This is a genomic window from Arthrobacter sp. Y3223151, assembly GCF_059091125.1.
On record NZ_JBNHGI010000002.1, the window covers coordinates 343,344 to 368,601 of the forward strand.

Genomic DNA, 25,258 nt, shown 5'->3' on the forward strand with positions numbered 1-25,258 from the left:
CCCCACCGCGCCCGCTCTCTGGAGGTGAAAATGTCGTCTCAGGGGGCAAACCGCCCGTCGGGCTGCGGATGCGGGGCTACGTCAGTGGCGAAATTCGCTACGGTGCCAGCCTCGGTCATGTTTGAATGAGGATTGGCAGCTTGGCGGGCCAACCACCCGTTGTCCGTGCCGGCTGGAAGTGTGCACTGAGTAGTTTTCCGCACAGTAATTCCGACGAGAGGAAGAACATGAGCAAGTACGAACTGCCCCAGCTCGACTACGATTACGCGGCCCTCGAGCCGCATATCTCGGCGAGGATCATGGAGCTGCACCACTCCAAGCACCACGCCACCTACGTGGCCGGCGCGAACACCGCGCTGGAGCAGCTGGCCGAGGCCCGTTCCAAGGGCGAATTCGGCAACGTGCCCAAGCTGTCGAAGGACCTGGCGTTCCACTTGGGCGGCCACACCAACCACTCGATCTTCTGGAAGAACCTCTCCCCGGAAGGCGGCGACAAGCCCACCGGAGAGCTGGCCTCCGCCATCGATGAGTACTTCGGCTCCTTCGACGCGTTCCGCGGCCACTTCGGCGCCGCCGCGCTGAGCCTGCAGGGCTCGGGCTGGGCCGTGCTGGCCTACGAACCCCTGGGCGGCAACCTGGTCATCGAGCAGCTCTACGACCAGCAGGGCAACATCCCGGTGGGCACCATTCCGCTGCTGATGCTGGACATGTGGGAGCACGCCTTCTACCTCGACTATGTCAACGTCAAGGCCGACTACGTCAAGGCGTTCTGGAACATCGTCAACTGGGCCGACGTCGCAGCCCGCTTCGACGCCGCCCGCGCCGGCGCTTCCGCGCTGATCACCCCGGCCAAGTAACACTGCCGGCCGTGCTCGGGCACGGGAGATAACTCAGGCACCGCCGCTGGGCCGGACAACCGGCCCAGCGGCGGTGCCTCGTCGTTGAGAGGTCCGTTTGTATCAAGGACTTCCTTTCACCGAACCGATGCAGAAGGATGAAGGCATGATGTTCGAACACGACGACGCGGTCCTTGAGCTCAGCGACGAGCAATCGTGGATGCTGCTGGAGAGGACGAAGCATGGCCGCCTCGTCCTCACGGCCGCCGGGGAGACCGACATTTTCCCCATCAACTATGTTGCGCGCGATGGCAGGCTCGTCCTGCGCACGGCGCCGGGCACCAAGCTGGCCGAATTGACGATCAACGACCAGGTCTTGTTCGAGGCCGACGGCATCAGCAGCGAAGAAGCATGGAGCGTCGTCGTCAAAGGCACGGCCCGCGTACTGCAGGACCAGGAGGACATCGCGGCCGCGGAAGCACTGCCGGTCGAGACCTGGATCCCGACCCTTAAGGATTTCTATGTGGAAGTGAAGCCGGCCAGCATCGGCGGACGCCACTTCAAACTGGGTCAACAACCCGAACGTTTTTAGCCACGGCAAAGGCCCGGTCCGGGTGGTCGCGCTGCGCGGGTGCGCATCGCTAAACCACTCCCGACCGGGCCTTCGTCTTGCTCAGCGGTAGTTGCTCATTCAGTGGCCGACGCTGGCAAGGATCTCCTCGAAGCTTTTGGATTCGACGCCGCCGCGGCCGCGCTCGGTCACCGGCGCGCCCTCCACCAGGTCAACCAGTTCGGCGGCCGCCCGGTCCGAGCGCTCGGACAGTCCGCCGGTTCCCGCCTCACCGGCACCCCAGTCCTCCGGTGCGGCAAAGACCGTGGTTTGTACCGTGCGGGCACGGAGGTAGCTGAACAGCGGACGGACGGCGTAGTCCAGGGCCAGCGAGTGGCGGGCGCTGCCACCGGTGGCGCCCATCAGCACCGGCTTGCCGGCAAGCGCGCGCGGCTCGACCACATCGAAGAAGGACTTGAACAGCCCGCTGTAGGAGGCGCTGAAGACCGGGGTCACCACGATCAGCGCATCGGCTGCCACGGTTGCCTTGAGCACTTCGTCCAGCTTCGGCGCGGCGTAGCCGGTCACCATGTTGTTGGCGATATCGACGGCGTAATCGCGCAGCTCCACCAGTCGAACCTCGGCCTCGACGCCCTTCAGGCGGAACTGGTCCACGGCAGAGGCCGCCAACTGGTCAGCCAGCATACGGCTCGAGGACGGAACGCCGAGTCCGGCGGATATAACAACGATCTTGCGCTCTGACACTGAGACCCTCCTGGTTTGTTCATGCAATCGCATCTAGATGGGTCAACCAAGGCACCGCGAAGATTATTCCGGGACCCGGGACTGCAGGGGCAAGGCCGCCTCAACCCTAGCCAGCCCCCGTCCAAGAGGGCTACCGTGGCACCCACCACCCGTGACTTTCGGATCAGAGGAATCCCCATGAGCAGCAATCGAGCAGTGGCTTACAAGGAACCCGGCAAGGTCGAAGTGATCGACATCGACTATCCAAGTTTCACGCTCAAGGATGGTCCGGGGGTCCACCCGGACAACGTGGGCCGGCAGGTATCGCACGGAGTCATCCTGCGCACCGTTGCCACCAACATCTGCGGCTCCGACCAGCACATGGTCCGGGGCCGTACTACTGCCCCGAAGAACCTGGTCTTGGGCCATGAAATCACCGGCGAAGTCGTCGACGTCGGCTCCGACGTGGAGTTCATCAAGGTCGGCGACATCGTCTCCGTCCCCTTCAACATCGCGTGCGGACGCTGCCGGAACTGCAAGGAGCGGAAGACCGGCATCTGCCTGAACGTGAATCCCGAGCGCCCGGGCAGCGCCTACGGCTACGTGGACATGGGCGGCTGGGTGGGCGGCCAGGCCGAGTACGTGCTGGTCCCCTACGCCGACTGGAACCTGCTGAAGTTCCCGGACAAGGACCAGGCGCTCGAGAAGATCATGGACCTGACCATGCTCTCCGATATCTTCCCCACCGGCTTCCACGGCGCCGTCACCGCCGGGGTGGGGGTTGGCTCCACCGTGTACATTGCCGGAGCGGGGCCCGTGGGGTTGGCCGCCGCCGCCAGTGCCCAGTTGCTGGGCGCCGCCGTCGTGATTGTCGGGGACATGAACGAGGGCCGCCTTGCCCAGGCGCGCAGCTTCGGCTGCGAAACCGTGGACGTCTCCCAAGGCCATCCCAGGGACCAGATTGAGCAGCTTTTGGGCGTCCCGGAGGTGGATTGCGGCGTGGACGCGGTGGGTTTCGAGGCCCGCGGGCACGGCAAGGACGCCCAAGAGGCGCCGGCCACCGTGCTGAACTCGCTGATGGAGATCACTGCGGCCGGCGGGGCGCTGGGCATCCCGGGGCTGTACGTCACCGGCGATCCGGGCGGGATCGACGAGGCCGCGCAGAAAGGCTCACTCTCGCTCTCGCTGGGCACGGGCTGGGCCAAGTCGCTGTCTTTCACCACGGGACAGTGCCCGGTGATGAAGTACCACCGCGGCCTGATGATGGCCATCCTGCATGACCGGGTGCAGATCGCGAAGGCCGTGAATGCCACGGCAATCCCCTTGGAGGACGCGCCGAAGGGCTATGCGGAGTTCGACGCCGGTGCCGCCACCAAATACGTGCTCAACCCCAACGGTTACATCAACTAGGGCCCCGCGACGGGCCTCGGATTTAGGAGCAAACATGGACACCGTCACCCTGGAAGACGCCCGCCGGGTCATTGCCGCCGCCGAGGCCAAAGCCGCCGACATCGGCCAGCCGATGAACATCGCCGTGGCCGATGCCGGCGGGAACCTGGTCTCGCATGTGCGGATGGACGGGGCGTGGCTGGGCAGCATCGACATTTCGATCAACAAGGCCTTCACCTCGCGGGCGTTCGACATCCAGACCAAGGACCTGGGCGACAACTCGCAGCCGGGCAACCAGTTCTACGGCATCCATGCCAGCAACCACGGCCGGATCATGATCTTCGCTGGCGGCATCCCGCTCTCCCGCGACGGCCAGGTGGTCGGTTCCATCGGCGTCAGCGGCGGCTCCGGGGAGCAGGACCAGTCTGTGGCGGAGGCCGGAGCGGCGGCACTCTAGCCCGGGGCTTTTCAGCGGGCGCGCCCGATTCCCGGCGTCGCCGCCTGCCGGACCGGCCGACCGGCTGCGCGGGCATCGTCTCCGGCGTCGACGCCGGACTTTCGGCCTGGGCCGGATCGGCCCGGCCGCCCCTCCTACTGCTTGTTGCGGTCATCACTGCGCGCATCCGCGGCTGCCGCCATCTGCGCCACGATCCGCCTGCGCAGATTTTCCAGGCGAGCGCGAGGTAGCGGCTTGGACGCCCACAGGGAGTTCCGGCGCGCCGTGGTATCGGTCACCGCCGGGAGCGCAATTGGGCTCCGAGCCTCCCACAAACACCGGCAGGACGGGCGGAAATCGCCGCCAGACCGCACTTCTGGTGACAAGGAACACGGATAACGAATTTGTAACGCCGCGTGTCGCTCCGGTAATTTTGAATTTGTTCCTATCTATCTAGGTAGGCATCCGGTCCGCCCGTCTAACCCTGCCAGCGGACCGGAAGAATCGAGCTTTACATCGAAGGCAGGGGCGGAGGAACCACTTACGGTGCTTGGGGGCACCTCGGGGTGAAGTCCTCACCGGTACAAGTCCAACTCTGGAATCCGACTGCCGGCAGGACCGAGTGAACTCTCGCTCGAATCCGACAGCTAACTTCGCAGGCGCAAGAGAGGAAACCCTGTGAACAACCCTGTGCGCGGTCGTCGCCGTTCCGACACCCCCACGAAGTCCCTGTCCAAGATCTCGCGTTCCGCTCTGGCGAAGATCACCCGTTCCAGCGAGGGCTCCCCTGCCCGCCGCGAAAAGGAAGCATCCCCGGCGGCCTACTCCCTCGCCCGCAAGACCGGCCTGGCTGCCGTTGCCGCCGGCATCTTGGCCGCGGCAGTGGTCCCGGTGGCCCAAGCCGGCGGCACTACCGGTGTTGGTTCCGACCGCGCCTCCGAGCAAAGCCCCGTGCAGATTCAGGCGGCCAAGGAGGCCGAACTCGGGTTTGACCGGGCCAAGGTAGCCAGCAAGGCTACGCCGGAGGAAGCCCAGGTTGCCGCCGCGGCCGCCGACAAGAAGAAGGCCGACGAAAAGGCAGCGGCCGCCAAGAAGGCCGAGGCCGAGAAGAAGGCGAAGGCCGAAGCTACGGCCAAGAAGGAAGCTGCCGCCAAGAAGGCTGCCGCGGAGAAGAAGGCGAAGGCTGCGGCCGCAGCCAAGAAGGCCGCCGAAGCAAAGGCGAAGACCGCCGGCTTTGCGACCGGCAAACTGGCCGCTCCGATCCCGAACATGAACCAGACCTCCGGCTTCGGCTACCGCCAGAACCCGATCACCGGGGCTGCCGGCGAGCTGCACACCGGCATTGACTACGCCATGGCCTGTGGCACCCCTGTCCATGCGGCCGACGGCGGCAAGGTCGTCGAGGCTGGCTGGCAGGTTGGCGGCGGCGGCAACCGCATCGTGGTTCAGCACGGCAGCGGCCTGAAGACCACCTACAACCACCTGCAGTCGATCGGCGTTTCGCTGGGCCAGAAGGTCGCCAAGGGCCAGGCCATCGGCCAGCTGGGCACCACCGGCAACTCCACCGGCTGCCACCTGCACTTCGAGGTCGTCAAGGACGGTCAGCTCGTGGATCCGGCCGGCTGGCTCTAACCCACTTTTGACGACGGCGGAGCTTCCGCCACCGACAACGGCGATGCCACGCGGCATCGCCGTCGTCGTTAAGGGCCGGTCAGGCGAAGGGCTGCGACACCCTGTCCAGGGCGGCAACTTCGTCGGCGGTCAGCTCGACATGTGTGGCGGCCATCAGGTCCGGCAGCTGTTCGGGCGTGCGGGCGCTGGCCAGCGGAGCGGTAATGCCGGGCTTAGTCAGCAGCCAGGCGAGCGCGGTCGTCGTGAGAGAGATGCCGCGCGACTGGGCGACGGTCTCCAAGGCGTCCACCACGGCGAAGCCCTCGGTCGTGAGGTAATCACGGAGCATGCCGCCGCGCGGGCTGCTGTCGGCGTCATCCGTCGAGTGGTACTTGCCGGACAGGAAACCGGAAGCGAGCGAGAAGTACGGGAAAACCGAGAGGTTGTGTTCCCGGGCCAACGGAGCGTAGCCCTGTTCGTAGTCTTTGCGGGCCACCAGGTTGTAGTGCGGCTGCAGCGCGACCGGCAGCGCAAACCCGTTCTGCTGCGCGATGTTCATCCACTCGGCGATCCGCTCCGGGGACAGGTTGGACAAGCCGATCTGGCGGACCTTGCCTTCTCTCACCAGGGCGTCGAAGGCGGCGGCTGCCTCAATCAACGGGGTGCCCTCGTCGTCGTAATGGGCGTAGTACAGGTCGATGTATTCGGTGCCCAGCCGCTGCAGCGAAGCCTCGGCGGCAGCAGCCACGTTCACCGCAGACAGCCCCTGGAGCTCCGGATGACCCCCGACCTTCGTGGCGATGACGACCGATTCGCGGTTATTCCGGTCCGCCATCCAGCGGCCGATGATCTCCTCCGATTCGCCCCCGCGGTTTCCCGGAACCCACGCGGAGTAGCTGTCCGCCGTGTCGATGAAGTTGCCGCCGGCCTCGGTGAAGGCATCCAGCACCTGCTGTGAACCGGACTCGTCCGAGGTCCAGCCGAAGGTGTTGCCGCCCAGAGCGAGCGGGTAGATCTTGATGTCCGAAGTGCCGATCAAGCGCATCGAAGGTCCTTTCGAAGGTCAGGGGCGGCCTTCGCATGCCGCTTACGTTTAACCTAGCAGCGGCGGACGCGTTCCCCGGACGCGGGAACGGCGCAGCCTGGCTGGCCGGGAGCCCCGCCGGGCCGTACCTCGCTCCCCTAGACTTTACGCATGGCCGACTCGCTGACCCCGCAGCAGCGCAGCGCCAACATGGCCAAAATCCGCGGCAAAAACACCAAACCCGAGCTGTTGGTCCGGAAACTGCTGCATGCCAAGGGATACCGCTACCGCCTGCATGGCAGCGCAGGCGGCGGGAAACTGCCGGGCAAACCGGATCTGGTCTTCGCCGGACGGCGGAAAGTGATCTTCGTCAACGGCTGCTTCTGGCATGCCCATGACTGCAGGGTCGGCCGGCATGCGCCGAAGTCCAACGCCGGCTTCTGGGAGGCCAAACGGACGCGTACGGCTGCCCGCGACGAAGCCCAACGGTCGGCGCTGCAGGCGGCCGGCTGGCAGGTCCTCACCGTCTGGGAGTGCGAGTTCAAGAAGGCCGGCGATCTGGCCGCGCTTGAGGACAAGCTGGTCGCTTTCCTCGCCTGAGCCGGACCGCCGAGCCGAGAGCCCCTCCGCCCGCGGGCAGAATCCGGGGTGAAGGGGCTCTTGGCCAAGGGGACGCGGCCATGGGGCCGCCGTCGGGGTTGGGTCAGACGTGAGTGGGGGCAAACATCTTCAGCAGTGTCTCGACGACGACGACGTTCGGTCCCTCGGCGGCGAAGCTTTCCCGGAGTGCGGGGCCGACATCCTCCGGCGCCACCCTGCGTGCCGGCACGCCAAAGGCCTGTGCCAGGGCCACGAAATCCGGCCGCGCCAGTTCCGTTGCCGTCGCCCGGCCGAACGTGCCTTCCATATACTCGCGCAGGATGCCGTAGCCGCCGTCGTCCACAATCAGCCAGGTGACCGGCAGGTCATGCTGCCGGACGGTGGCCAGCTCGCTGATCGAATACATCGCCGAGCCGTCGCCGGAGACGGCCAGCACGCGGGCTGGCTTTCCTTGGCTGGCCAGGCCGACGCTGCCGCCGATGGCGCCGGGAAAACCGTAGCCCAGGCCGCCGGCGCCCTGGGCCGAGTGGAACTCGCCGTCGCGCGAGTCCCAGCAGCTCCAGGCCCAGTACGCGGAGATGGTCATGTCCCAGAAGGTTTGCATGTCGTCCGGCACGGCCTCGCGGATGTCCGCCATGAAGGTCCGCTCCTTGGCCAGGTCCTGGCCGTCCAGGCGGGCCTGGACCTTGGCCAGCGTGTCCTTGACCAGCTGCTCGGGCGTCTGGCCATGCCAGTCGGGTCCGTTACCCGGATTGCCGGAGAGGGCTGCGTCCAGAGCCTGCAGTGCCTGGCCGGCGTCAGCGCGGATTCCCAGCGCCGGACCGTTGGATTCCAGGACGCGGGGTTCGGCGTCGATCTGGATGATTCGGCCCCGCGGTTCCATGGTGAAATAGTTGCTCGTCACTTCCCCCAGCGACGAGCCCACGACCAACAGGACGTCCGCATCTTCGAGGAGGTCGGTGACGTACCGGTCCTCGACCCAGGACTGCAGCGAGAGCTCGTGGTTCCACGGGAACGCGCCGTTGCCGCCCGGCGAACAGACGACCGGGGCACGCAGCTTTTCCGCGATGGAACGCAGCCACGGTTCGGCCTTGCCCCGCCGGGCGCCGCCGCCGGCGATGATGGCCGGCCGCTTGGCCTCGGAGAGCCAGTGCACGGCTTCCTTGACCAGCTCGGTCCGCGGCGGGTTGTCGAATGCCTCGGCCAGCGCGTCCTCGACCGGCGGCACCATGATCGGGTCCAGCAGCACGTTCTGCGGAACCTCCACCCAGACCGGCCCCTGCGGCGACGAAATGGCTTCGGTCCATGCGTCCTGGATGGCCGACGGGATGCCGGACGCGTGCTGGATCAACCGCTGGCTCTTGGTGACGTTGGCGGCCGAGGCCTTCTGGTCGTCGAGCTGGTGCAGCATGCCCTTGCGGCGTGCGCCCAAACCTTCAAGCGGAATCTGGCTGGCAATGACCACCATCGGCACGCCGGTGGCGTAGGCCTCCTGCAGCCCGGCCAACGAGGTCAGGGCGCCGGGGCCGGTGGAGAGGAACAGCACGCCGACCTCGCCGGTGGCACGCGAGAACCCGTCCGCCGCGAACGCGGAGTTGTTCTCCACCCGGGAGGAGACGAAGCGCAACGAAGAACGGGACAAGGCGTCGAACAATCCCAAGGCATGCTGCCCCGGAATCCCGAACACCGTCGTCGCGCCCAGGGCGCTGAGGGTTTCGACGACGAGGTCCCCGCCGTTGCGGACGGCCGGTTCCGCCGGTGCCGCTGCGGTGGAGGGGGCTTTCCCTGCTGCTGTCATTCGAAGGACTCCTGATCCGATCCGTCGCCGCTGCCGACGGTGGCGCCCGCGCGCTTCAGCGCCTGGGCGCTGTAGCCATTGCCGGACCCGCCTGCCGCGGTGTCGGCCATCAGCGAGACTAGTTCGTAGGCCACGTGGCTGCCGGCGACCCCTGTCATTTCCGCGTGGTCGTAGGCGGGGGCCACTTCCACGACGTCGGCGCCGACGAGGTTCATGCCGCGGAAGCCGCGGATGATTTCCAGCAGCTCGCGGCTGGTGATGCCGCCGGCCTCCGGGGTTCCGGTGCCGGGTGCGTGGGCCGGATCCAGCACGTCGATGTCGACCGAAATATAGAGCGGGGTGTCGCCGATCCGGTCGCGCAGCTTGGCCACCACGTCGCGGACACCCTCGTAGTAGACGTCCGAGCTGGTGACAATGCCGAAGCCGAAACGATGGTCGTCGTCGAGGTCCTTCTTGCCGTAGAGCGGGCCGCGAGTGCCCACGTGGCAAATCGCCTCGGTGTCCAGGATGCCTTCCTCCACCGCGCGGCGGAACGGGGTGCCGTGCGTGTACTCGGCCCCGAAGTAGGTGTCCCACGTATCGAGGTGCGCGTCGAAATGCAGCATGGCGACCGGGCCGCCGGCACGCTCGGCTGCCGCGCGGAGCAGCGGCAGCGCGATGGTGTGGTCACCGCCGAGGGTGACCAGCTTGGTGCCGGAGGCGGTCAGGTCGAGGGCGTTCTGCTGAATGGTCTCGATGGCCTCGTTGATGTTGAACGGGTTCACCGCCATGTCGCCGGCGTCGGCCACCTGGACCTCTTCGAACGGGCTGAGGTCCCACGCGGGGTTGTACGGCCGCAGCAGCCGCGACGCCTCGCGGACGTGGTTGGCGCCGAACCGGGCGCCGGGACGGTAGGACACGCCTGAATCGAACGGAACCCCGACGACGGCGATGTCCGCCTGCTGCACCTGGTCCAGGCGGGGCAGCCGGGCGAAGGTGGCGGCTCCGGCGTACCGCGGGATGCGGGACGAATCGATCGGGCCGAGATGGCCGTTGGCTTCCACACGAAGCTCTTCCATGGTTCTCCTCTAAGGGGCGCGGGCGGCAGGTAAGTTGCGGATCCCAAGCGGCGCGACGCATGCGGGGTGCGATCGCTCGCGTGGTTGCCTTATGTGCAACATCTGTTGCCTGTGATGTTATTTGTGGTGGGGGTAACAGTCAAGACCGCAGGCCGGGCGGCCCGGGAACTAGCGCGCGGCACGGACGCGACCGCGGCAGGGGAAACCACCTCGCGGCAGGGGCAACGGGAACTAGCGTGCGGCCGCCGGGACCAGCGTCCAGGTGACGATGGCCTCTTCGTCGGTCTCGTTAATCCAGGTGTGCGGCTCCCGCCCGGAGAAGGAAATGGTGTCGCCGGCGTCGAGTTTGTAGCGTTCTGAGGTAAAGATCAAGGTAATGCTCCCCGCGATCACATGAAGGACATCCACGTCGCAGTCCACGGAGTAGAGATCGGCTTCCCCGCGGCCCCGCGGCTCGATCACGGCGCGGATGATCTGCAGCCGGCGCTCGTGCCGGGCGGTCAGCAACTCCTCCTTGATGCCTTCGCCGCCCAGGTTGATCCGCGGCCCCTCTCCCGCGCGCGAGACATGCGTTTCCGGCATCGAGAAAAGGTCCCCGATGGAGATGGACAGCACCTGGCACAGGGTGACCAGCGATGCCACCGACGGCGAGGTCAGGTCGCGCTCCACCCGGCTGAGGAATCCCTTGGTGAGCCCCGTCGAATCCGCCACCTGTTCGATGGTCATGCGCTGGCCTTGGCGTGCGGCGCGGATCCGCGATCCGATGGCCACCGGGTCATTGCTGGGTTCGACTGGCAGTGCCTTCACTGATCATCCTTCTCGGTGCAGAGTTAAGGGAAGCGGCGTGCAGTGGCAGGGAAATAGCCCCGGCCGAAACCGGGGCAGCCTGCCGAGTTGACCTGTGCCCCGTGCCACATTTAGCTTAACACTCAACACTTGTTGCCTCACAGGCAATTTTCCGCATGTCGCCCGCACTATCTTCATTCCCCTTGGAGTCCCCCATGGACAGTCAAATCGTCAACGTCGTCATTGTGGTGGCCTATCTGGCCGCCATGCTGCTCTTCGGGTGGTGGGGCAAATCCCGCACCAAGAACACCAGCGACTATCTGGTGGCCGGCCGCCGCCTCGGCCCCGTCCTCTACACCGGCACGATGGCCGCCGTCGTCCTGGGCGGAGCCTCCACCGTCGGCGGCGTCGGCCTGGGCTACAAGTGGGGCATCTCCGGGATGTGGCTGGTGGTCGCGATCGGCTCCGGCGTGCTGCTGCTGAGCCTGCTCTTCGCCCCGACCCTGCAGAAGCTGAAAATCTACACCGTGGCGCAGATGCTCACGCTGCGGTACGGCGTGCATGCCACCAAGGTGTCGGGCATCGTCATGCTGGCGTACACGCTCATGCTCTGCGCCACGTCCACCGGGGCCTACGCCACCATCATGGTGGTGCTCTTCGGCTGGGAGCGCTGGCTGTCCATCGCCGTCGGCGGCGCCATTGTGCTGATTTACTCCACGGTCGGCGGCATGTGGTCCATCACGCTGGCCGACATGGCACAGTTCATTATCAAAACCGTCGGCGTCTTCCTGCTGATGCTGCCGTTCACCTGGTCAGCCGCCGGCGGCCTGGACGGCATCCGCTCGCGCGTCGATGCGGAGTTCTTCTCGCTGACCGGCATCGGCGTCCAGACCATCATCACCTACTTCGTGGTCTACACGCTGGGCCTGCTGATCGGCCAGGACATCTGGCAGCGCGTCTTCACCGCCCGTAACCCCCGGGTCGCCCGCTGGGGCGGCGCAACGGCCGGCGTCTACTGCATCCTCTACGGAGCCGCCGGCGCCCTGATCGGCATGGCCGCCTCCGTGGCGCTGCCCGCCATCGAAGTCGAGGACGACGTCTACGCAGACGTTGCCATGAACCTGCTGCCCATCGGCATCGGCGGCATAGTGCTGGCCGCGGCCGTGGCCGCGATGATGTCGACGGCGTCCGGCTGCCTGATCGCCGCGGCAACGGTGGCGCGCGCCGACGTGGTGCCATTCGTGGCCTCCTGGTTCGGCAAGCACGTCCACTACGACCACGAGAACACCGAACACGATGTGGCCGGCAACCGGTGGTGGGTCTTCGGACTGGGTGCGGTCTCAATCCTGCTGGCCATCGTGGTGCAGGACGTGGTCGCTGCACTGACCATTGCCTACGACATCCTGGTGGGCGGCCTGCTGGTCGCAATCCTGGGCGGCCTGGTCTGGAAGCGCGGCACCGGCCTGGGCGCCGCGTGGTCGATGGCGGCCGGCACCATCGTCACGCTGACCACCATGATCGTGCTGGAGATCAACGCCGAGGAGCAGTATGCCGGCATTTACGCCAACGAGCCGATCTACTACGGCCTGATCGCCTCCGCGCTGGTCTACGTGGTGGTGTCGCTGCTCACGAAGCCCACCGATGCCGCCGTGCGCCAGGCGTGGGACCGCCGGGTGGCGGGGCAGGCAACGGAGGAAGTCCCGGTCGAGGGCCCCGACGAGGTCGCCACGCGCTGACGCTGGCGCTGGTCCGGTTAGGAGACGACGACGGCGGGGCGGTCCTCAAGGGACCGCCCCGCTTGGGCGTGGATTGCGGAGGCGACTGCGCCCACGGCTTCCAGAGCCTGGGCTTCCTCGAAGCCGCTGGTGCAGACGGCCAGGATGTACGATCCCGGACGGCCTGGTTCTCCGACGAAAGCGACGTCGTGGTGGATCCCTTCTACCCAGCCGGATTTGCTTCCCCACGGCGTACCCGGCGGCAAGGAGCGTGCGATGACCGGGTGTTCCTGGCGCCGCAGCAATCCCAACATAAACTGTGTGCCGGAGTTACTGACGGCCGCACCCGACACGATGGTCTGCATGATGCGCGCCATATCATGCGCGGTTGTTTCATGCGTGTAACCCACGTCCCGGGCTGCATGATCGCTGATCATCCGCTCAAGCTTCGAAGACCGTGCAGAACAGAGGTCCAAGGTTTCTGTCACCGCTTCCATCCCCAGAACTTCCAGCACCATATTCGTAGCGGGGTTGGACGAGGCATAAATCATCCGACCTAATGCTTCGGCAAGCGTCACCTCGCTGCCCGCGGATGGCATACCCTGGTCTTTCTCTTCTTCTTCGAAGGTGAATTCGCCACTCACTGCGCTCGGAAAAGAGTCCTTAACCGGCATTCGTTGGTCCAAGCCAATAACTCCATCTTCTACTGCCCGCATGGCGGCCAAGAGAACGGGCAGTTTGATAGTGCTCGCTGCATAGAAAACCTCATTGGGCCTCCTGCTGGACAACACCGATCCATCCGCTGCCACCGCAAGGTAGGAAATCCGCGGAGCACCATCGCTATAGGGAGAAATCACCGGCATAGCCTCATATTCTCACGTACGACAATGTGCGGGGAGATAATTGCCACATGCTGTCCTCAAGCCGCCTTCTGGCCATACTCGCAGTGTCGCAAACAGGCAGTATTTCCGCGGCTGCTAAGACACTGAAGGTGACGGCGTCGGCCGTCTCACACCAGATTTCAACCTTGGAAAAGCAATTGGACACCAAGCTGATTGAACGCGGTGCCCGCGGCGTATGGCTCACGGCTGCGGGGACCAGACTTGCCGAATACTGCGAGTCGATTGCGGACCTCATGGAACGTGCTGAATTGGAGACTCGTGGCCTTGGGGCCGGGGAACGGGGCTACCTGAACCTGGGCTTCTTTGCCTCCGCGGGTGCCCACCTGGTCCCGGCTGCCTTGTCCGCCTTTATGGAGACCCGCCCAACCGTGAACCTGAATCTCATACCTGGCCAGCCCCCAGAACTGCTGCCCCGGTTGCTGAACGCTGAGTTGGACGTTGCCGTGGTCTTCGACTATTCGGCGTCACCCGATTCCCAGGACGCCTTTGCCGGAATGCCTAAGCTTGAGTACGAACCGCTGCTCATCGATCCGCATTTTCTGGCTGTCCCACCTACTTACAGATCGAACTCAGCCGGCCCGATCGGCATGAACGAACTCTCCGGCGAGCAATGGATAGCCACACAAGGCTCCCATCATGAGGTGCCGCTGGTCGACCGCCTCTGCGCAGCGGCCGGCTTTTCCCCACAAGTTCGGTGCCGCACCGACTACTACGACATCGCCCTGGGACTGGTATCAGCCGGAATAGGATTCGCGCTCCTGCCTGCTTTAAGCCTGGGTCCGGGCGATACCGCTGACCGGCGCGGGGTGCCGCTTCGCCGTGTCGCTACGCAGCATCCGACATCACGGCGAGTGCTCGTAGCCACCCGGAGCGATAACCCGAACCCCCTCGTGCCCGCGTTTTTGGAACATCTGCGTGAGTCGGCCCGGCACCGTATCGCAGACGCCAATCGACTGGTGGCCCTCGTTGATGCATCGTCGCAGTCGAGGACTCGTGCAACTGGGGCAACGGGATTCAGGCCGCGCCGGTGACCGTCGTCTGACGACGGACGGTGCGGCCAGGAGATGCCTCCAGCAACTGCTGATCCCGCAAGACCTCTTGGCCGGCGACAAACACGTGTTCGATTCCCGCAGGCCTTAGCAGGGGCTCTGCAAAGGTTGCTTGGTCGGCAACGCGCTGCGGGTCGAAGACGACGATATCTGCCACGGCCCCCGGGGCCAAGACCCCGCGCCCTGAAAGACCAAAGCGCCGCGCGGGGAGGGCGGTCATCCGATGGACTGCATCCTCCAATGTCAGCACTCCCAGCTCCCGCACGTAGCGGCCAAGCACCCGGGGAAATGTGCCCGCCCATCGGGGGTGCGGCTTTCCCTCCTTGGGAACGCCGTCCGAGCCAATCATGGTGCCAGCATGCGCGAGCACGCGCTGCATGTCCGATTCGTCCATTGAGTGGGAAATGATTGTTACCGCTCCGGCTTCGGTGAGCAGGAGATCTGCCGCATAGTCGACGGGATCCTTGCCCGCTTGCGCCGCGAGCCAAGCGATGGATCGGCCTTGCGCACCGGGATGGCGGGATGCCGCGGCAACGTCGATTTTGTCCCACCCGACGTTGCCCACAGTGTTCTCCCAGCCGGGTTCCCCCTGTTCAATCGACACCCGCATCCGTGCCCGCTGCTCAGGAATCGCCAATCGACTCAACAAGGCGTGGAATCCGCCTTCGGATGCCCAAGGCGGCAGCAGTGCATGCAGCGATGTACTCCCGGCAACGTACGGATAGACATCGCAGGTGACATCCAGCCCCTCCACACGGGCGGCATCCATCATTTCCAAGGTCCGAACCGATTTTCCGTGACTGAGACTTCCGGCAGTCTTGTGGTGGGATACATGCAGGGCGGTTCCTGACTCCCGCGCAATCGAGAATGCTTCCTCGAGAGCTTGTTCGACCCGGCTCATCTCGTCGCGTAGATGCGTGACATAGGGTACGCCCAGCCGGGCCGACACTTGGCCCAACGCGACCAGTTCCCCTGTCTCTGCGTAGGTACCCGGCGGATAAATCAAGCCCGATGACCATCCCGCTGCACCTGCTTTCAAGTTGGCAGCAAGCGAGTAGCACATCGCCTCTATCTCGTGCTCCGTCGCCGGACGCTGGTCAAATCCCATGACCGCTGCCCGTAGCGTCGAATGCCCTAGCAGCGACGCAATGTTGTTGACCCGGCCAATGTCGTCATGTCGTCCAGCGAAACCGGAAAAATTTACTGCTGGATCAGCAGCGCTTCCCAAAAGGGCACAGCAAAATTCGCGCAGACGTGCATCGTTCCGCCCATCAGCGGCGGCCGGAAACATGGACGTGCCGCAATTCCCTGCGATCTCCGTTGTCACTCCCTGACGAACTGCCGCGGTTGCCAAGTCGGAAAGCGCGGCCCCCGTTTCGGGGTCCAGGGCAACGGCATCGGAGTGGGTGTGGACGTCGATGAACCCCGGACTAACCACCATGCCGGAGACATCCACTACAGTGCATGCTTTCCCGTCCACCCCGCTCGGATCAACAACTCTCCCGTCTGCGAAGGCGACATCGGTTTGCCGGGCAGCGGTTCCGGTACCATCCACCAGCAACCCGCCCCGAAGCAGATAAGCCCGGCACATGTCAGTGGACCCTGGCGAGGAATTCGGCGGTTCGTCTGCGGACGGGAGAGTTGAGCACTTGATCTCCCGTGCCCTCTTCGACGATGACCCCGTCTTCCATGAATACGACCCTGTCAGCTACGTTCCGTGCGAAAGACATTTCATGGGTCACCACGACCATGGTCATTCCGGATTTCGCCAGGTCCTGCATGACTGACAGGACTTCCCCGACAAGTTCCGGGTCCAATGCAGATGTCGGTTCATCGAAAAGCATCAGTTCCGGTTCCATCGCCAGGGCACGCGCTATGGCTACCCGCTGTTGCTGGCCGCCCGATAACTGCGCCGGATGGTAGTGCATCCGGTCCTGAAGCCCCACGCTCGTCAGCAATCGTTCCGCCAAAGCTTGGGCCGCCGCCCGCGACTGCCGTTTGACCTGCCAAGGTCCCTCGATCACGTTTTCCAACGCCGTCATGTGCGGAAAGAGGTTAAAGCGCTGAAAAACCATCCCTATACGCTGACGCTGGCGGCGTAGATCGTTGTAGCGGCGCTCCAGCAGAGTGCCATCCGGTTGCACGATGTAGCCCATCAACTCGCCGTTGATGTACACCCTGCCGGAGTCGATGGTCTCCAATTGGTTCAGACACCGCAGCAAGGTGGTCTTGCCGGACCCGGATGGACCAATGATGCAAACGACTTCTCCAGCATCGACCTTCAGATCGATGCCCCGCAGCACCTCCGTATCGCCGAATGTCTTGCGGACCGATTGCACGTTGACGACAGGCTCACTCATGGTTCCTGCAACTTCCCCGGTCGTGGGACGGACAAATTCGTGATTACCTTCGAGCGCAGCGGGGTCCGTCCATCAAACCCCTTTGAATAACGCTTCTCCAGATAGTGCTGCCCGATAGTGGCAACCGTGGTGAGGACCAGGTACCAGATAGAGGCAACGATGAGCATCGAAATCACCTCGAAATTCCCGAGATAGATGCGTTGAACAACGGTCAGTAGGTCCGCGCCCGCGATAATCGAGACCAATGATGAAGTCTTCAGCATCGAGATGAACTGGTTGCCTGTGGGCGGCAAAATGATGCGCATAGCCTGGGGCAGGACGACTCGGCCCATGACGCCACGCTTGGACATGCCCATCGCTTCCGCGGCTTCGCGTTGCCCCTGGTCCACTGAGATGATTCCGGCACGGATGATTTGGGACATGTACGCGCCCTCGTTGATGGCAAGTCCAAGCAGCCCGGCCACGAATGGCGTAATCACTGAGGCTTCCACGCCGAAGAGCTTGGGCCCTCCAAAGGGGACACCGAACTCCAGTCGAGGAAAGATGACCCCCAGGTTGAACCAAAACAACAACTGGACCAGCAGCGGAGTACCCCTGAAAAACCAGGAGAATGCGCCGGCGACGATGCGGAGCACGGGGTTGCGGGAAAGCTGCATTACGGCGACTACCAACCCGATGAGGATTCCAATCACCATGGAGATCACGCTAAGGGCGATGGTGATCCACAGTCCTTCAAGAATGGGCGCCGCCACAATGTAGTTGGCCACCACATCCCAATGGATGTTGGGAGTGACAACCAGAACGTAAATCACCCAGAATCCAAAGAGGCCGGCTGCAGTTCCACCGATCCAGCGGCCCCAGGCGGGCGGCCGTTTGGAGTTGAGGGGCAGGACAGGTGCCACTTCCGGTTGCGCTTCAGACTCGGCCGCGTCAGCTGCCTGCATTGATTTCCGCGCTCTCCACTGCTGCCGCTTTTACGTTGTATTTTTCCAAGAGCTTCTGATACTCACCATTGTCGATCAGTTCTTGAAGCGCCGCTTGGACTGCCTTGGCCAGTTCCATGTTGCTCTTGTCCACGGCCATACCCCAGGGACCGGCTTCGTATTGCTTCTCAAGGACCTCGTACTTGCCGGTCTTGGAAGCCAGCTCCACCGCTACCGGCAAGTCAACCATCGTTCCAATAGCGCGGTCGGTGTCCAGCTGCAGCAGGCCGGTGGGTGCGTCCTCCGATTCGGAGATTTTCATCGGCGTCTCACACTCCGAAGAGGAGTAGTCCTGCAGGATCGCGAGATTGGACGAACCCTTGGCGCCAACAACCGGCTGACCGCACAAGTCCGAAATGTCCTTGATGTCGTCGGGGTTGCCCTTCTTCACCATGATCGCCCCGCCAGCGACGAAGTAATCGATGAAGTTGACTGCCTGACGGCGCTCTTCCGTGTCGCTCATAGAGGAGATGGCAAGATCCCATTGCTTGGACTGCAGTCCCGGGATGAGTCCAGGGAACGATGCGTTGGTAATTTCGAACTCAAGGCCCAGCTGTTCAGCTATCAACTCCGCCAGCTCAGGATCGACGCCGATCAGCTCAGTAGTCCCGTCCTTGTACATTTCCATCGGTGGATAACCCTCCGCCGTGGCAACCTTGAGCACGCCCTTCTCTTTGAGCTCCTCCGGAACCAGGCTGGCAGCACTTGAACCAGCAGGAGTCTCGCCTACCGCTCCAGCCTCATCCGCCCCGCCAGGCGAAGCGGACCGGCCGCATCCTGTCAGCGCCAGCATGGCCACCAAGCCCGCACCGGCTACAACCCTGCCCACTCCGATCAGACGAGTCTTCATTCTCTTCTCCGCTCTTGAGTTCATAGAAAGTCCTCCCGAGGTCAAAACGCCTGCCTACGGGTCCAGCTTCTTCTAACTGCCAAGCATCGTGTCATTCCCCCCGCGGGGAGACAATGAATTTCAGGAATTCGATATCGGGCATCAATTATTTTCAGCGCTCTCCGCGAGGTGAGGGGAGGGGCTGGGCTTTACAGCTACAATGGAGGTTGCGAAGGGGAGTAGCTCCACCGCCGCGCGGTTCACGCGCACTGGGCGTGGAGGCCTGTCGACACACTGGCCAGCGTTAGCGGCCCGGCAGTCCACCTGAGCGCAGGGCAGGTACCGCCTGATCCGCTGCGCCCGGGCGAGCGAGACCTTCGGTCAGTTGATAGTTAACTGACCGGAGATCATCGAACCGTCTCCGGTCCGACTCAGGAGCAGCGTGACAACGAGCCCCGATCCAGCCGGCCCCGACCCCATGGACGCCCAACCCGACGGCAAGGCTTCGCCGTCGAAATCCGACATCCGGCTGTGGCGCCGCTATCTTGCCGACGAACGCGCCGAAGCCGCCATCTACCGCGACCTGGCAAGGCGCCGCGAGGGCGAGGAACGCGAGATCCTGCTGGCCCTGGCCGACGCGGAGGGGCGGCACGAAAAACACTGGCGCGACCTGCTGGGCAAGCATGCCGGGCAAAGGCTGCGGCCGTCGTTGCGCCGGACCGTGCTGCGGTTCCTGGCCCGCAGCTTCGGCTCGGTGTTCGTGCTGGCCCTCGCACAGCGGGCCGAGAGCCGCTCCCCCTACGGCAGTGAGCCTGCGGCGACCGAGGCGATGGCCGCCGACGAACTAATTCACGAAGAGGTCATCCGCGGCCTCGCCACCCGCGGCCGCGCCCGGCTCTCCGGCAACTTCCGGGCGGCGGTCTTCGGCGCGAACGACGGGCTGGTCTCGAACCTGGCACTGATCATGGGTATCGGCGCCACCGGGGTCTCCAGCGGATTCATCCTGTTCAGCGGCTTCGCCGGCCTCCTCGCCGGCGCACTGTCCATGGGCGCCGGCGAGTACGTGTCCGTGCGCTCCCAGCGCGAGTTGCTCTCTGCCACCCGCCCCACCCAGATCACTTTGCAGGCAGCGCCGGACCTGGACCTGAACGCGAATGAACTCGTGCTCGTGTACCGCGCTCGAGGTATGACCCCGGAAGCAGCCGAACACCGTGCCGCCGAGCGGATGGGCTACCTGGACTGCGACTGCGATCCGAGCCTTTCCCTGCAGCCGCCGGAAACGTACATCAACGACTACCAGGAGATCGGCACCGGCTGGAATGCCGCCCTCTCCAGTTTCCTGTTCTTCTCCAGCGGCGCGCTGATTCCGATCCTGCCCTACATCTTCGGCATGCAGGGCACGGCAGCAGTGGTGGTCGCGCTCGTGCTGGTCGGCCTGGCACTGCTGGTGACCGGCGGAATCGTGGGACTGCTGTCCGGGGCCTCGCCGCTCAAGCGTGCCTTGCGGCAGCTGGCGATCGGCTTCGGTGCCGCCCTGGCCACCTACCTGCTGGGTTCCTTGTTCGGCACCACGGCGCTCTGATTCCGCCGGTGGCCCGGCCTGTTCACCCGCCGGCCACCGGACAGAACCCTACCGTTTGTCTCACGGCTTGGTTACCCTGAGGCAAGCGGGGCAACGATGCACCGCCGTCCGCCATGCCGAGGGGGACCATGAGTTGGCCGCCGACCGAAGGCCCGGGCCATGCGCCGGGTGGGGCCCGGCCTGTGCCGGAAGCCGGGACGGAGCAGGCACCGGTCACCTCCGGCTCCGTTGAGCGCCGGAAGCCCGACGCCGACCAGGGGCAGGTCTGGATCAACCCAACGGCGCGGCAGGTGCGCACTCCCGGGCAGCAGCCCGTACTGCCAACGGTCTCGCATGCCCCGCCCGTCCGGCGGGAACCTGACCTCCGGGGCCCGTCACCGTTCGGCAAATTCATGCTGCTGGCCGCCGCTGCGTCGCTGGCGGCGTGGGCCTTCATCTGGATGGCACAGCCAAGTCCCGCCCCGGCGGTGCAACCCGGCGCGGCCGCCGCCCTGAATGGCGTTCCGCTCGACGCCGGCTCCACCGTCAAGGGTCCGGGCCACGGTGGTTTTCCGCCGCCGGGAGTCGACGCCGCGGACGAACCGCTGGGGCTGCCCGTGCCGATCGACGAGGAGAACAAATCCTACGAATTCCTGCCCTCGCCGTCCAAGCAGGACTACCTCGCCTACGACCCGTGCCGCCCGATCCGGTATGTGGTCCGCGCGGCCGACTCCCCCGCGGGCAGCACGGAACTCGTCCATCAGGCAGTGGACCACGTCTCGGAGGCCACTGGCCTGCAATTCATTTACGAAGGGACCACCACCGAAGGGCCCGCCGAGCGGCGCCGGTCCTACCAGCCCGAACGCTACGGCGAGCGGTGGGCACCGGTGCTGATCGCCTGGTCGGACCCGAAGCAAAGCCCGTCCTTGGCCGGTCCGACCATCGGCCTGGGCGGCAGCGGATGGGCGTCGCGGGGCGGGGTTTCCGCTTACGTGTCGGGTCAGATCGAACTGGACACCCCGCAGTTCCGCCAGCTGCTTGGTGCGCCCGGGGGCGACGACGCCGCCCGGGCCATCATCATGCACGAGCTGGGCCACCTGATCGGCCTGGACCACGTTGACGACCCCACCCAGCTGATGTACGCGCAGGCCTCGCACGACATCCTCACCTTTGCCGACGGCGACCTCACCGGCCTGGCGTTGCTGGGCCAGGGCGAGTGCGTGCCCGAGCTATAGAACGTCCAGGGCCTGCTCCACGGTATCCACCAGGTGCACGGCGCCCTCCATGGGCCGCCCCCGCGCCAGCGCCTGCAGCAGCGGCCAGGCCGGCAGTTCCTCGGTCCAGTACTTGCGCCCGACCAGCACCATCGGCGAGAGCGCTTCCGGGGTGGCGTAGTAGTTTTCGCAGGCGTCCTGGAAAATTTCCTGCACCGTCCCGCCGGCGCCGGGCAGGAACACGATTCCGCCGTCGCAGCGCTGCAGCAGCACGGCCTCGCGCAGGGCGTTGCCGAAGTACTTGGCAATGTGGGTGGCAAACAGGTTCGGCGGCTCGTGCCCGTAGTGCCAGGTTGGGATGCCCAGATTCGCGACGCCGGGTCCGGCCCCGGCGAGCACGTCGGCCGCCGCGCGGGCCCAGTCGGTGACGGACGGCCGGAAGCCGGGGACGCCGGCCAGACGGTCCAGCGCGTCGGAAAACTCATCATCCCCGGACGCGGAGAGTCGCGCGCCCAGGTTGGCGGCCTCCATCGCCCCCGGGCCGCCGCCGGTCGCCACGGCATAGCCCTCCCTGGCGAGCAGCCTGCCGAGCCGGGCGGCGCCGTCGTAAATGGTGCTGCCCCGCTCGGCAGCGTGCCCGCCCATCACCCCCACCATCCTCCGGTCGGCGAACACGGTGGAAAACAGCGCCTCCATCGCGTCGCCGATGGCATGGTCGTGCAGGCTTGCCGCGAGGGTGGAGTCCAGGTCGTGGCGGGTCGCGGACCGCGACGACCAGGCGTAGACCTGCGCGTCCAGCGTCCCTTCGTAGGGTCCGGTGTCCAGCCCGCTGTAGAGCTCTGCGGCGGTGTACACCTGGCCGCGGTACGGGTCGAACGGGACGCCGGGCAGCGTGGGAAAGATCAGCGCGCCGTTGCGGTGCAGCCAGTCCTCGGTGGCCGCCTCGAACGTGCACCCAAGGAACACCGAGCCGGCCGGGTCCATGCTGAGCAGGGCCTTTGTGCGGCCGCTGAGGTCCACCGATTGGAAGTGCCAGCCGTTCATCGACGGCGGTCCCCCGTCCGGCCGCGATCGCCAGGTGCGCTGCGGCTCGCCGTCTGGCTGCCGGCCGTCGGGCCCCCCGCCTGGCCGCGGTTCCCTGGATGGCCTCGCAGGGCTGTCGGGCCGTCGTCCGCCGTCGCCCGCAGCCCCGGGTCGCGGAGCCTGGGCGACGAGCCGGTCGAAGTGCTCGAGCGACTCAATCTCGACGACGCGCGGTTCCTTGTGCAGTGCCGCTGACGCTCCCATGCAGCCAGCATAACCGTCGACGTGAAGCCGTCGGAGGCCGCGACCGGACCGGCTACACGCTCCGGCCTGCCGCCGCCGCGGCGGTTACGTGCCCGTGCTCCGGCGCGCTACCTGTTGCTGGCTTCGGCCTGGCGCAGGTCCGTCTTCGCCGGCTGGTTGCCCTCGCTCGCGGAGGTGATCGCGATATTGCCCTCCGCGGCTGCCTCGGCCAGGATGTCAGGCTCCAGCGAGGTGGCCAACGGCTTTTCCACCACGAACATGCACAGCACAGTGGCGACAACGGCCATCGGCACCATGAACAGGAAGAGCGGCATCAGGGCTTCGTTGTAGGACTCGACGATGATGTCGTGCACCGGTGCGGGCAGGCCTGCGACCATGTCCGGCGTCAGCGAATTGCCGCCTCCGGTGGCCGCGACGGCAGCGGCCGGCAGGCGGTCGTTGAGGAGGTCGACCAGGCGGTGGGCGAACAGGCTCCCCACCACGGCCGAGCCGAGCGTGGCGCCGATCTGGCGGAAGAAGTTGTTGGCCGCCGTCGCCGTGCCCACCTGCCGCAGCGGGAAGGAGTTCTGCACGATCAGCACCAGGATCTGCATGTTCAGGCCAAGGCCAAGGCCCAGCAGGCCCAGGTAAACGCAGAGCACCCAGACGGCCGTGTCCGCGCGCACGAAGTACATCAGCAGCAGGGCTACCGCCATGACCGCCGATCCGACGACCGGCATCCATTTGTAACGGCCGGTCCTGGAGACCAGGATTCCGGAGGTCATGGACGACGCGAGCAGCGCGGCCATCATGGGAATCATCAGCATCCCGGCCGCCGTCGCCGACACGCCGGCAGCCATCTGGAAGTAGGTGGGCATGTAGCCGAGGGCGCCGAACATGGCCACGGAGATCAGCAGGCCCGCGATGGTGGTCATGATGAAGTTGCGGTCGCGGAACATGGACATGGGGATGATGGGTTCGGCGGTCTTGCGCTCCACCAGCACGAACCCGACGGCGGCCAGTACAGTGCCTGCTATGAGGGCGATCAGCACCGGGTCCGACCATGCGAAGGTGCTGCCGCCCCAACTGCTCACCAGGACCAGGCCGGTGGTCGCGGCCGCCATCAGCAGCATGCCCCAGAGATCGAGCTTTGGCCGCACCTTGACCGGCCGGGACTTCAGGAAGAACAGCGCGCCAATCAAGGCCAAGACACCCACCGGAATGTTGAACCAGAAGGCCCAGCGCCAGCCCGGTCCCTCGGTAAACCAGCCGCCCAGCAGCGGTCCGACCACCGAGGAGAACGCAAAGACTCCGCCCATGGCGCCCATGTACTTGCCGCGTTCCCGGGCGGGAACCACATCGGCGATGATGGCCTGCGACAGGATCATCAGTCCGCCGCCGCCCAGCCCCTGCACCACACGGGAAGCAATGAGCCAGCCCATGTCCGGCGCCAGGGCGCCGATGACCGAGCCGATCAAAAACATGATGATCGCGGCGACCAGCAGGTATTTGCGGCCGATCTGGTCTCCCAGCTTGCCGTAGATGGGCATCATGACCGTGGCGGCCAGGATGTAGGCCGTGATCACCCAGAGCATCAGGTTGGCGCCGTTGAGCTCGCCCACGATGGTGGGCAGTGCAGTCGCCAGGATGGTCTGGTTCAGGGCGGCCAGCAACATGGCCATCATCAGCGCAACGAACACCAGCATCAGGTTGCCATGGCTGTGGCCATGCTGCCCCGGCCGGGACGTCGCGGATGCCGGTGGACGCTGTAGCGCCTGTCGGCTCTCGTTCTTCATTCGGATTCCTTCAGAACTGCGCGCAGCAAGGCCAGACTGTGTTCCAGGGCCTCGGTCTGCGATTCCAGGGTGGGTTGGGACATGGTTTTTTGCATGGCAAAGCGGATTGCCGCGCCTGCCGTCATGACCAGCATGCGGGCGGCGTCTTCGGCGGTGTACTGCCCGCCGACGGGATGGGCGGCCAGGATGCGTTCCGCGTCCGCGAGCCGGTCGGAGCCGGCGAGCAGTTCGGCGACTGCGGTGGTGACCAATTGCTCCACCTTGACGATGTACTGGACGCGGCGGTGCAGCAGGTGCGGGTGCTTGCGCAGGATCAGGTGGCGGGTGGCATCGTCTCCGCCTTGGATGGAGCGGGTGACCGCCAGCATCAACTTGCCGACTTCGTCCAGCAGATTGGCGTGGACGTCGAATTCGGCCAGCATGGCATCGTCAAGCACCGGCTCGCGCAGGCCCAAGACCGCGTCTTCCTTGCACGTGAAGTAGTTGAAGAAGGTGCGCTGGGAAACTCCGGCGGAGAGGGCCACCGCATCCACGGTGACGCTCTCAATTCCGTCTTCCAGCGCCGCTTCCGCCGCGGCGTCATGCAGAGCGGCCCAGCACTCGGCGCGCTTGCGCTCACGCAGGGAATTTAGTTGACTCACCGAACCAGTGTGCCAGCACCCCCGCTCTTTGCACAAGTGCAAACATTCATTCCTGCAAGAATTTGAGCAACGTCACACCGGGGGATGAAAGAGAGGACCGGTGCCGCTCG

Annotated in this window: 23 protein-coding genes and 1 riboswitch; of the genes, 10 read left to right on the forward strand and 13 right to left on the reverse strand. The window is 65.4% G+C overall.

Translation table 11 applies throughout. The features are described 5' to 3' along the window. Window positions 1-227: 227 nt before the first annotated feature. Both AC5RUP_RS05405 and AC5RUP_RS05410 read left to right on the forward strand, forming a co-directional pair. Window positions 228-857 (forward strand): superoxide dismutase, encoded by a 630-nt coding sequence (locus AC5RUP_RS05405; protein WP_493979557.1) that lies wholly within the window; start codon window positions 228-230, stop codon window positions 855-857. Window positions 858-1,002: 145 nt separating this feature from the next. After that, the gene (locus AC5RUP_RS05410) at window positions 1,003-1,428 is read left to right on the forward strand and encodes a pyridoxamine 5'-phosphate oxidase family protein (protein ID WP_494154589.1); all 426 of its coding nucleotides are present in this window, start codon (window positions 1,003-1,005) and stop codon (window positions 1,426-1,428) included. 99 nt (window positions 1,429-1,527) lie between these two features. Here AC5RUP_RS05410 and AC5RUP_RS05415 read toward each other — a convergent pair whose 3' ends face one another. Beyond that, window positions 1,528-2,151, reverse strand: a complete 624-nt coding sequence (locus tag AC5RUP_RS05415) for an FMN reductase (protein WP_494014640.1) — start codon at window positions 2,149-2,151, stop codon at window positions 1,528-1,530. 177 nt (window positions 2,152-2,328) lie between these two features. Between AC5RUP_RS05415 and fdhA the strand changes: the two genes are divergently transcribed. The 3 genes from fdhA (at window position 2,329) to AC5RUP_RS05430 (ending at window position 5,587) form a co-directional block, all read left to right on the forward strand. Beyond that, window positions 2,329-3,540: a formaldehyde dehydrogenase, glutathione-independent gene (gene fdhA / locus AC5RUP_RS05420; RefSeq protein ID WP_494133642.1), complete on the forward strand. Its 1,212-nt coding sequence runs from the start codon at window positions 2,329-2,331 to the stop codon at window positions 3,538-3,540. 34 nt (window positions 3,541-3,574) lie between these two features. After that, the gene (locus tag AC5RUP_RS05425; RefSeq protein WP_493979553.1) at window positions 3,575-3,976 is read left to right on the forward strand and encodes a GlcG/HbpS family heme-binding protein; all 402 of its coding nucleotides are present in this window, start codon (window positions 3,575-3,577) and stop codon (window positions 3,974-3,976) included. Window positions 3,977-4,452: 476 nt separating this feature from the next. Beyond that, window positions 4,453-4,630, forward strand: a riboswitch (cyclic di-AMP (ydaO/yuaA leader). Window positions 4,631-4,633: 3 nt separating this feature from the next. Beyond that, a complete protein-coding gene (locus tag AC5RUP_RS05430; RefSeq protein ID WP_494153644.1) occupies window positions 4,634-5,587 on the forward strand; it encodes a M23 family metallopeptidase in 954 nt (317 codons plus the stop codon). A gap of 79 nt (window positions 5,588-5,666) precedes the next feature. Here AC5RUP_RS05430 and AC5RUP_RS05435 read toward each other — a convergent pair whose 3' ends face one another. After that, window positions 5,667-6,611: an aldo/keto reductase gene (locus AC5RUP_RS05435; RefSeq protein WP_494153643.1), complete on the reverse strand. Its 945-nt coding sequence runs from the start codon at window positions 6,609-6,611 to the stop codon at window positions 5,667-5,669. A gap of 150 nt (window positions 6,612-6,761) precedes the next feature. Here AC5RUP_RS05435 and AC5RUP_RS05440 point away from each other — a divergent pair, with 150 nt between their 5' ends. Further along, on the forward strand, window positions 6,762-7,190 hold the full coding sequence (locus AC5RUP_RS05440) for a very short patch repair endonuclease (protein ID WP_494153642.1): 429 nt from the start codon (window positions 6,762-6,764) through the stop codon (window positions 7,188-7,190). A 103-nt stretch (window positions 7,191-7,293) separates the two neighbouring features. Here AC5RUP_RS05440 and AC5RUP_RS05445 read toward each other — a convergent pair whose 3' ends face one another. The 3 genes from AC5RUP_RS05445 to AC5RUP_RS05455 all read right to left on the reverse strand — a co-directional run bounded on the left by AC5RUP_RS05445 (window position 7,294) and on the right by AC5RUP_RS05455 (window position 10,853). Beyond that, window positions 7,294-8,988, reverse strand: a complete 1,695-nt coding sequence (locus AC5RUP_RS05445) for a thiamine pyrophosphate-binding protein (protein ID WP_494153641.1) — start codon at window positions 8,986-8,988, stop codon at window positions 7,294-7,296. Then, window positions 8,985-10,046: an agmatinase gene (gene speB, locus AC5RUP_RS05450; RefSeq protein WP_494153640.1), complete on the reverse strand. Its 1,062-nt coding sequence runs from the start codon at window positions 10,044-10,046 to the stop codon at window positions 8,985-8,987. Before speB ends, AC5RUP_RS05445 begins: the two co-directional genes overlap by 4 nt. 231 nt (window positions 10,047-10,277) lie before the next feature. Further along, the gene (locus AC5RUP_RS05455; protein ID WP_494069412.1) at window positions 10,278-10,853 is read right to left on the reverse strand and encodes a helix-turn-helix domain-containing protein; all 576 of its coding nucleotides are present in this window, start codon (window positions 10,851-10,853) and stop codon (window positions 10,278-10,280) included. Between the two features lie 194 nt (window positions 10,854-11,047). Between AC5RUP_RS05455 and AC5RUP_RS05460 the strand changes: the two genes are divergently transcribed. Continuing rightward, window positions 11,048-12,568: a sodium:solute symporter family protein gene (locus AC5RUP_RS05460; RefSeq protein ID WP_494069411.1), complete on the forward strand. Its 1,521-nt coding sequence runs from the start codon at window positions 11,048-11,050 to the stop codon at window positions 12,566-12,568. A gap of 17 nt (window positions 12,569-12,585) precedes the next feature. Here the strand turns inward: AC5RUP_RS05460 and AC5RUP_RS05465 are convergent, their stop codons facing one another. Beyond that, window positions 12,586-13,410, reverse strand: coding sequence for a serine hydrolase (locus AC5RUP_RS05465; protein ID WP_494153639.1), 825 nt, complete (start codon window positions 13,408-13,410; stop codon window positions 12,586-12,588). A 47-nt stretch (window positions 13,411-13,457) separates the two neighbouring features. Here AC5RUP_RS05465 and AC5RUP_RS05470 point away from each other — a divergent pair, with 47 nt between their 5' ends. After that, window positions 13,458-14,480 carry a LysR family transcriptional regulator gene (locus AC5RUP_RS05470; protein ID WP_494153638.1) on the forward strand — a complete coding sequence of 341 codons (1,023 nt, stop codon included), beginning with the start codon at window positions 13,458-13,460 and terminating at the stop codon, window positions 14,478-14,480. Here AC5RUP_RS05470 and AC5RUP_RS05475 read toward each other — a convergent pair. The 4 genes from AC5RUP_RS05475 to AC5RUP_RS05490 all read right to left on the reverse strand — a co-directional run bounded on the left by AC5RUP_RS05475 (window position 14,464) and on the right by AC5RUP_RS05490 (window position 18,691). Beyond that, complete coding sequence (locus AC5RUP_RS05475; RefSeq protein ID WP_494153637.1) at window positions 14,464-15,954, reverse strand: N-acyl-D-amino-acid deacylase family protein; 1,491 nt, start codon at window positions 15,952-15,954, stop codon at window positions 14,464-14,466. The genes AC5RUP_RS05470 and AC5RUP_RS05475 overlap by 17 nt on opposite strands. Window positions 15,955-16,090: 136 nt before the next feature. Then, entirely contained in the window at window positions 16,091-16,858 is a 768-nt protein-coding gene (locus AC5RUP_RS05480) for an amino acid ABC transporter ATP-binding protein (RefSeq protein ID WP_494153636.1), read from the reverse strand. Then, window positions 16,855-17,802, reverse strand: a complete 948-nt coding sequence (locus AC5RUP_RS05485; RefSeq protein ID WP_494153635.1) for an amino acid ABC transporter permease — start codon at window positions 17,800-17,802, stop codon at window positions 16,855-16,857. Before AC5RUP_RS05485 ends, AC5RUP_RS05480 begins: the two co-directional genes overlap by 4 nt. Continuing rightward, entirely contained in the window at window positions 17,789-18,691 is a 903-nt protein-coding gene (locus AC5RUP_RS05490; protein ID WP_494153634.1) for an ABC transporter substrate-binding protein, read from the reverse strand. Before AC5RUP_RS05490 ends, AC5RUP_RS05485 begins: the two co-directional genes overlap by 14 nt. A gap of 457 nt (window positions 18,692-19,148) precedes the next feature. On the opposite strand from AC5RUP_RS05490, the gene AC5RUP_RS05495 reads away from it, so the two are divergent. After that, the gene (locus AC5RUP_RS05495; RefSeq protein ID WP_494069422.1) at window positions 19,149-20,252 is read left to right on the forward strand and encodes a VIT1/CCC1 transporter family protein; all 1,104 of its coding nucleotides are present in this window, start codon (window positions 19,149-19,151) and stop codon (window positions 20,250-20,252) included. A 128-nt stretch (window positions 20,253-20,380) separates the two neighbouring features. Beyond that, a complete protein-coding gene (locus AC5RUP_RS05500; protein WP_494158346.1) occupies window positions 20,381-21,466 on the forward strand; it encodes a matrixin family metalloprotease in 1,086 nt (361 codons plus the stop codon). Here the strand turns inward: AC5RUP_RS05500 and AC5RUP_RS05505 are convergent. The 3 genes from AC5RUP_RS05505 to AC5RUP_RS05515 all read right to left on the reverse strand — a co-directional run bounded on the left by AC5RUP_RS05505 (window position 21,461) and on the right by AC5RUP_RS05515 (window position 25,148). Further along, a complete protein-coding gene (locus tag AC5RUP_RS05505; protein ID WP_494158347.1) occupies window positions 21,461-22,732 on the reverse strand; it encodes an LOG family protein in 1,272 nt (423 codons plus the stop codon). The two genes, AC5RUP_RS05500 and AC5RUP_RS05505, sit on opposite strands and share 6 nt — an antisense overlap. A 107-nt stretch (window positions 22,733-22,839) precedes the next feature. Then, window positions 22,840-24,507 (reverse strand): MDR family MFS transporter, encoded by a 1,668-nt coding sequence (locus AC5RUP_RS05510; protein ID WP_494158348.1) that lies wholly within the window; start codon window positions 24,505-24,507, stop codon window positions 22,840-22,842. Continuing rightward, complete coding sequence (locus tag AC5RUP_RS05515; RefSeq protein ID WP_494154717.1) at window positions 24,504-25,148, reverse strand: TetR/AcrR family transcriptional regulator; 645 nt, start codon at window positions 25,146-25,148, stop codon at window positions 24,504-24,506. The genes AC5RUP_RS05510 and AC5RUP_RS05515 overlap by 4 nt, the downstream gene beginning before the upstream one ends. Window positions 25,149-25,258: the final 110 nt, after the last annotated feature.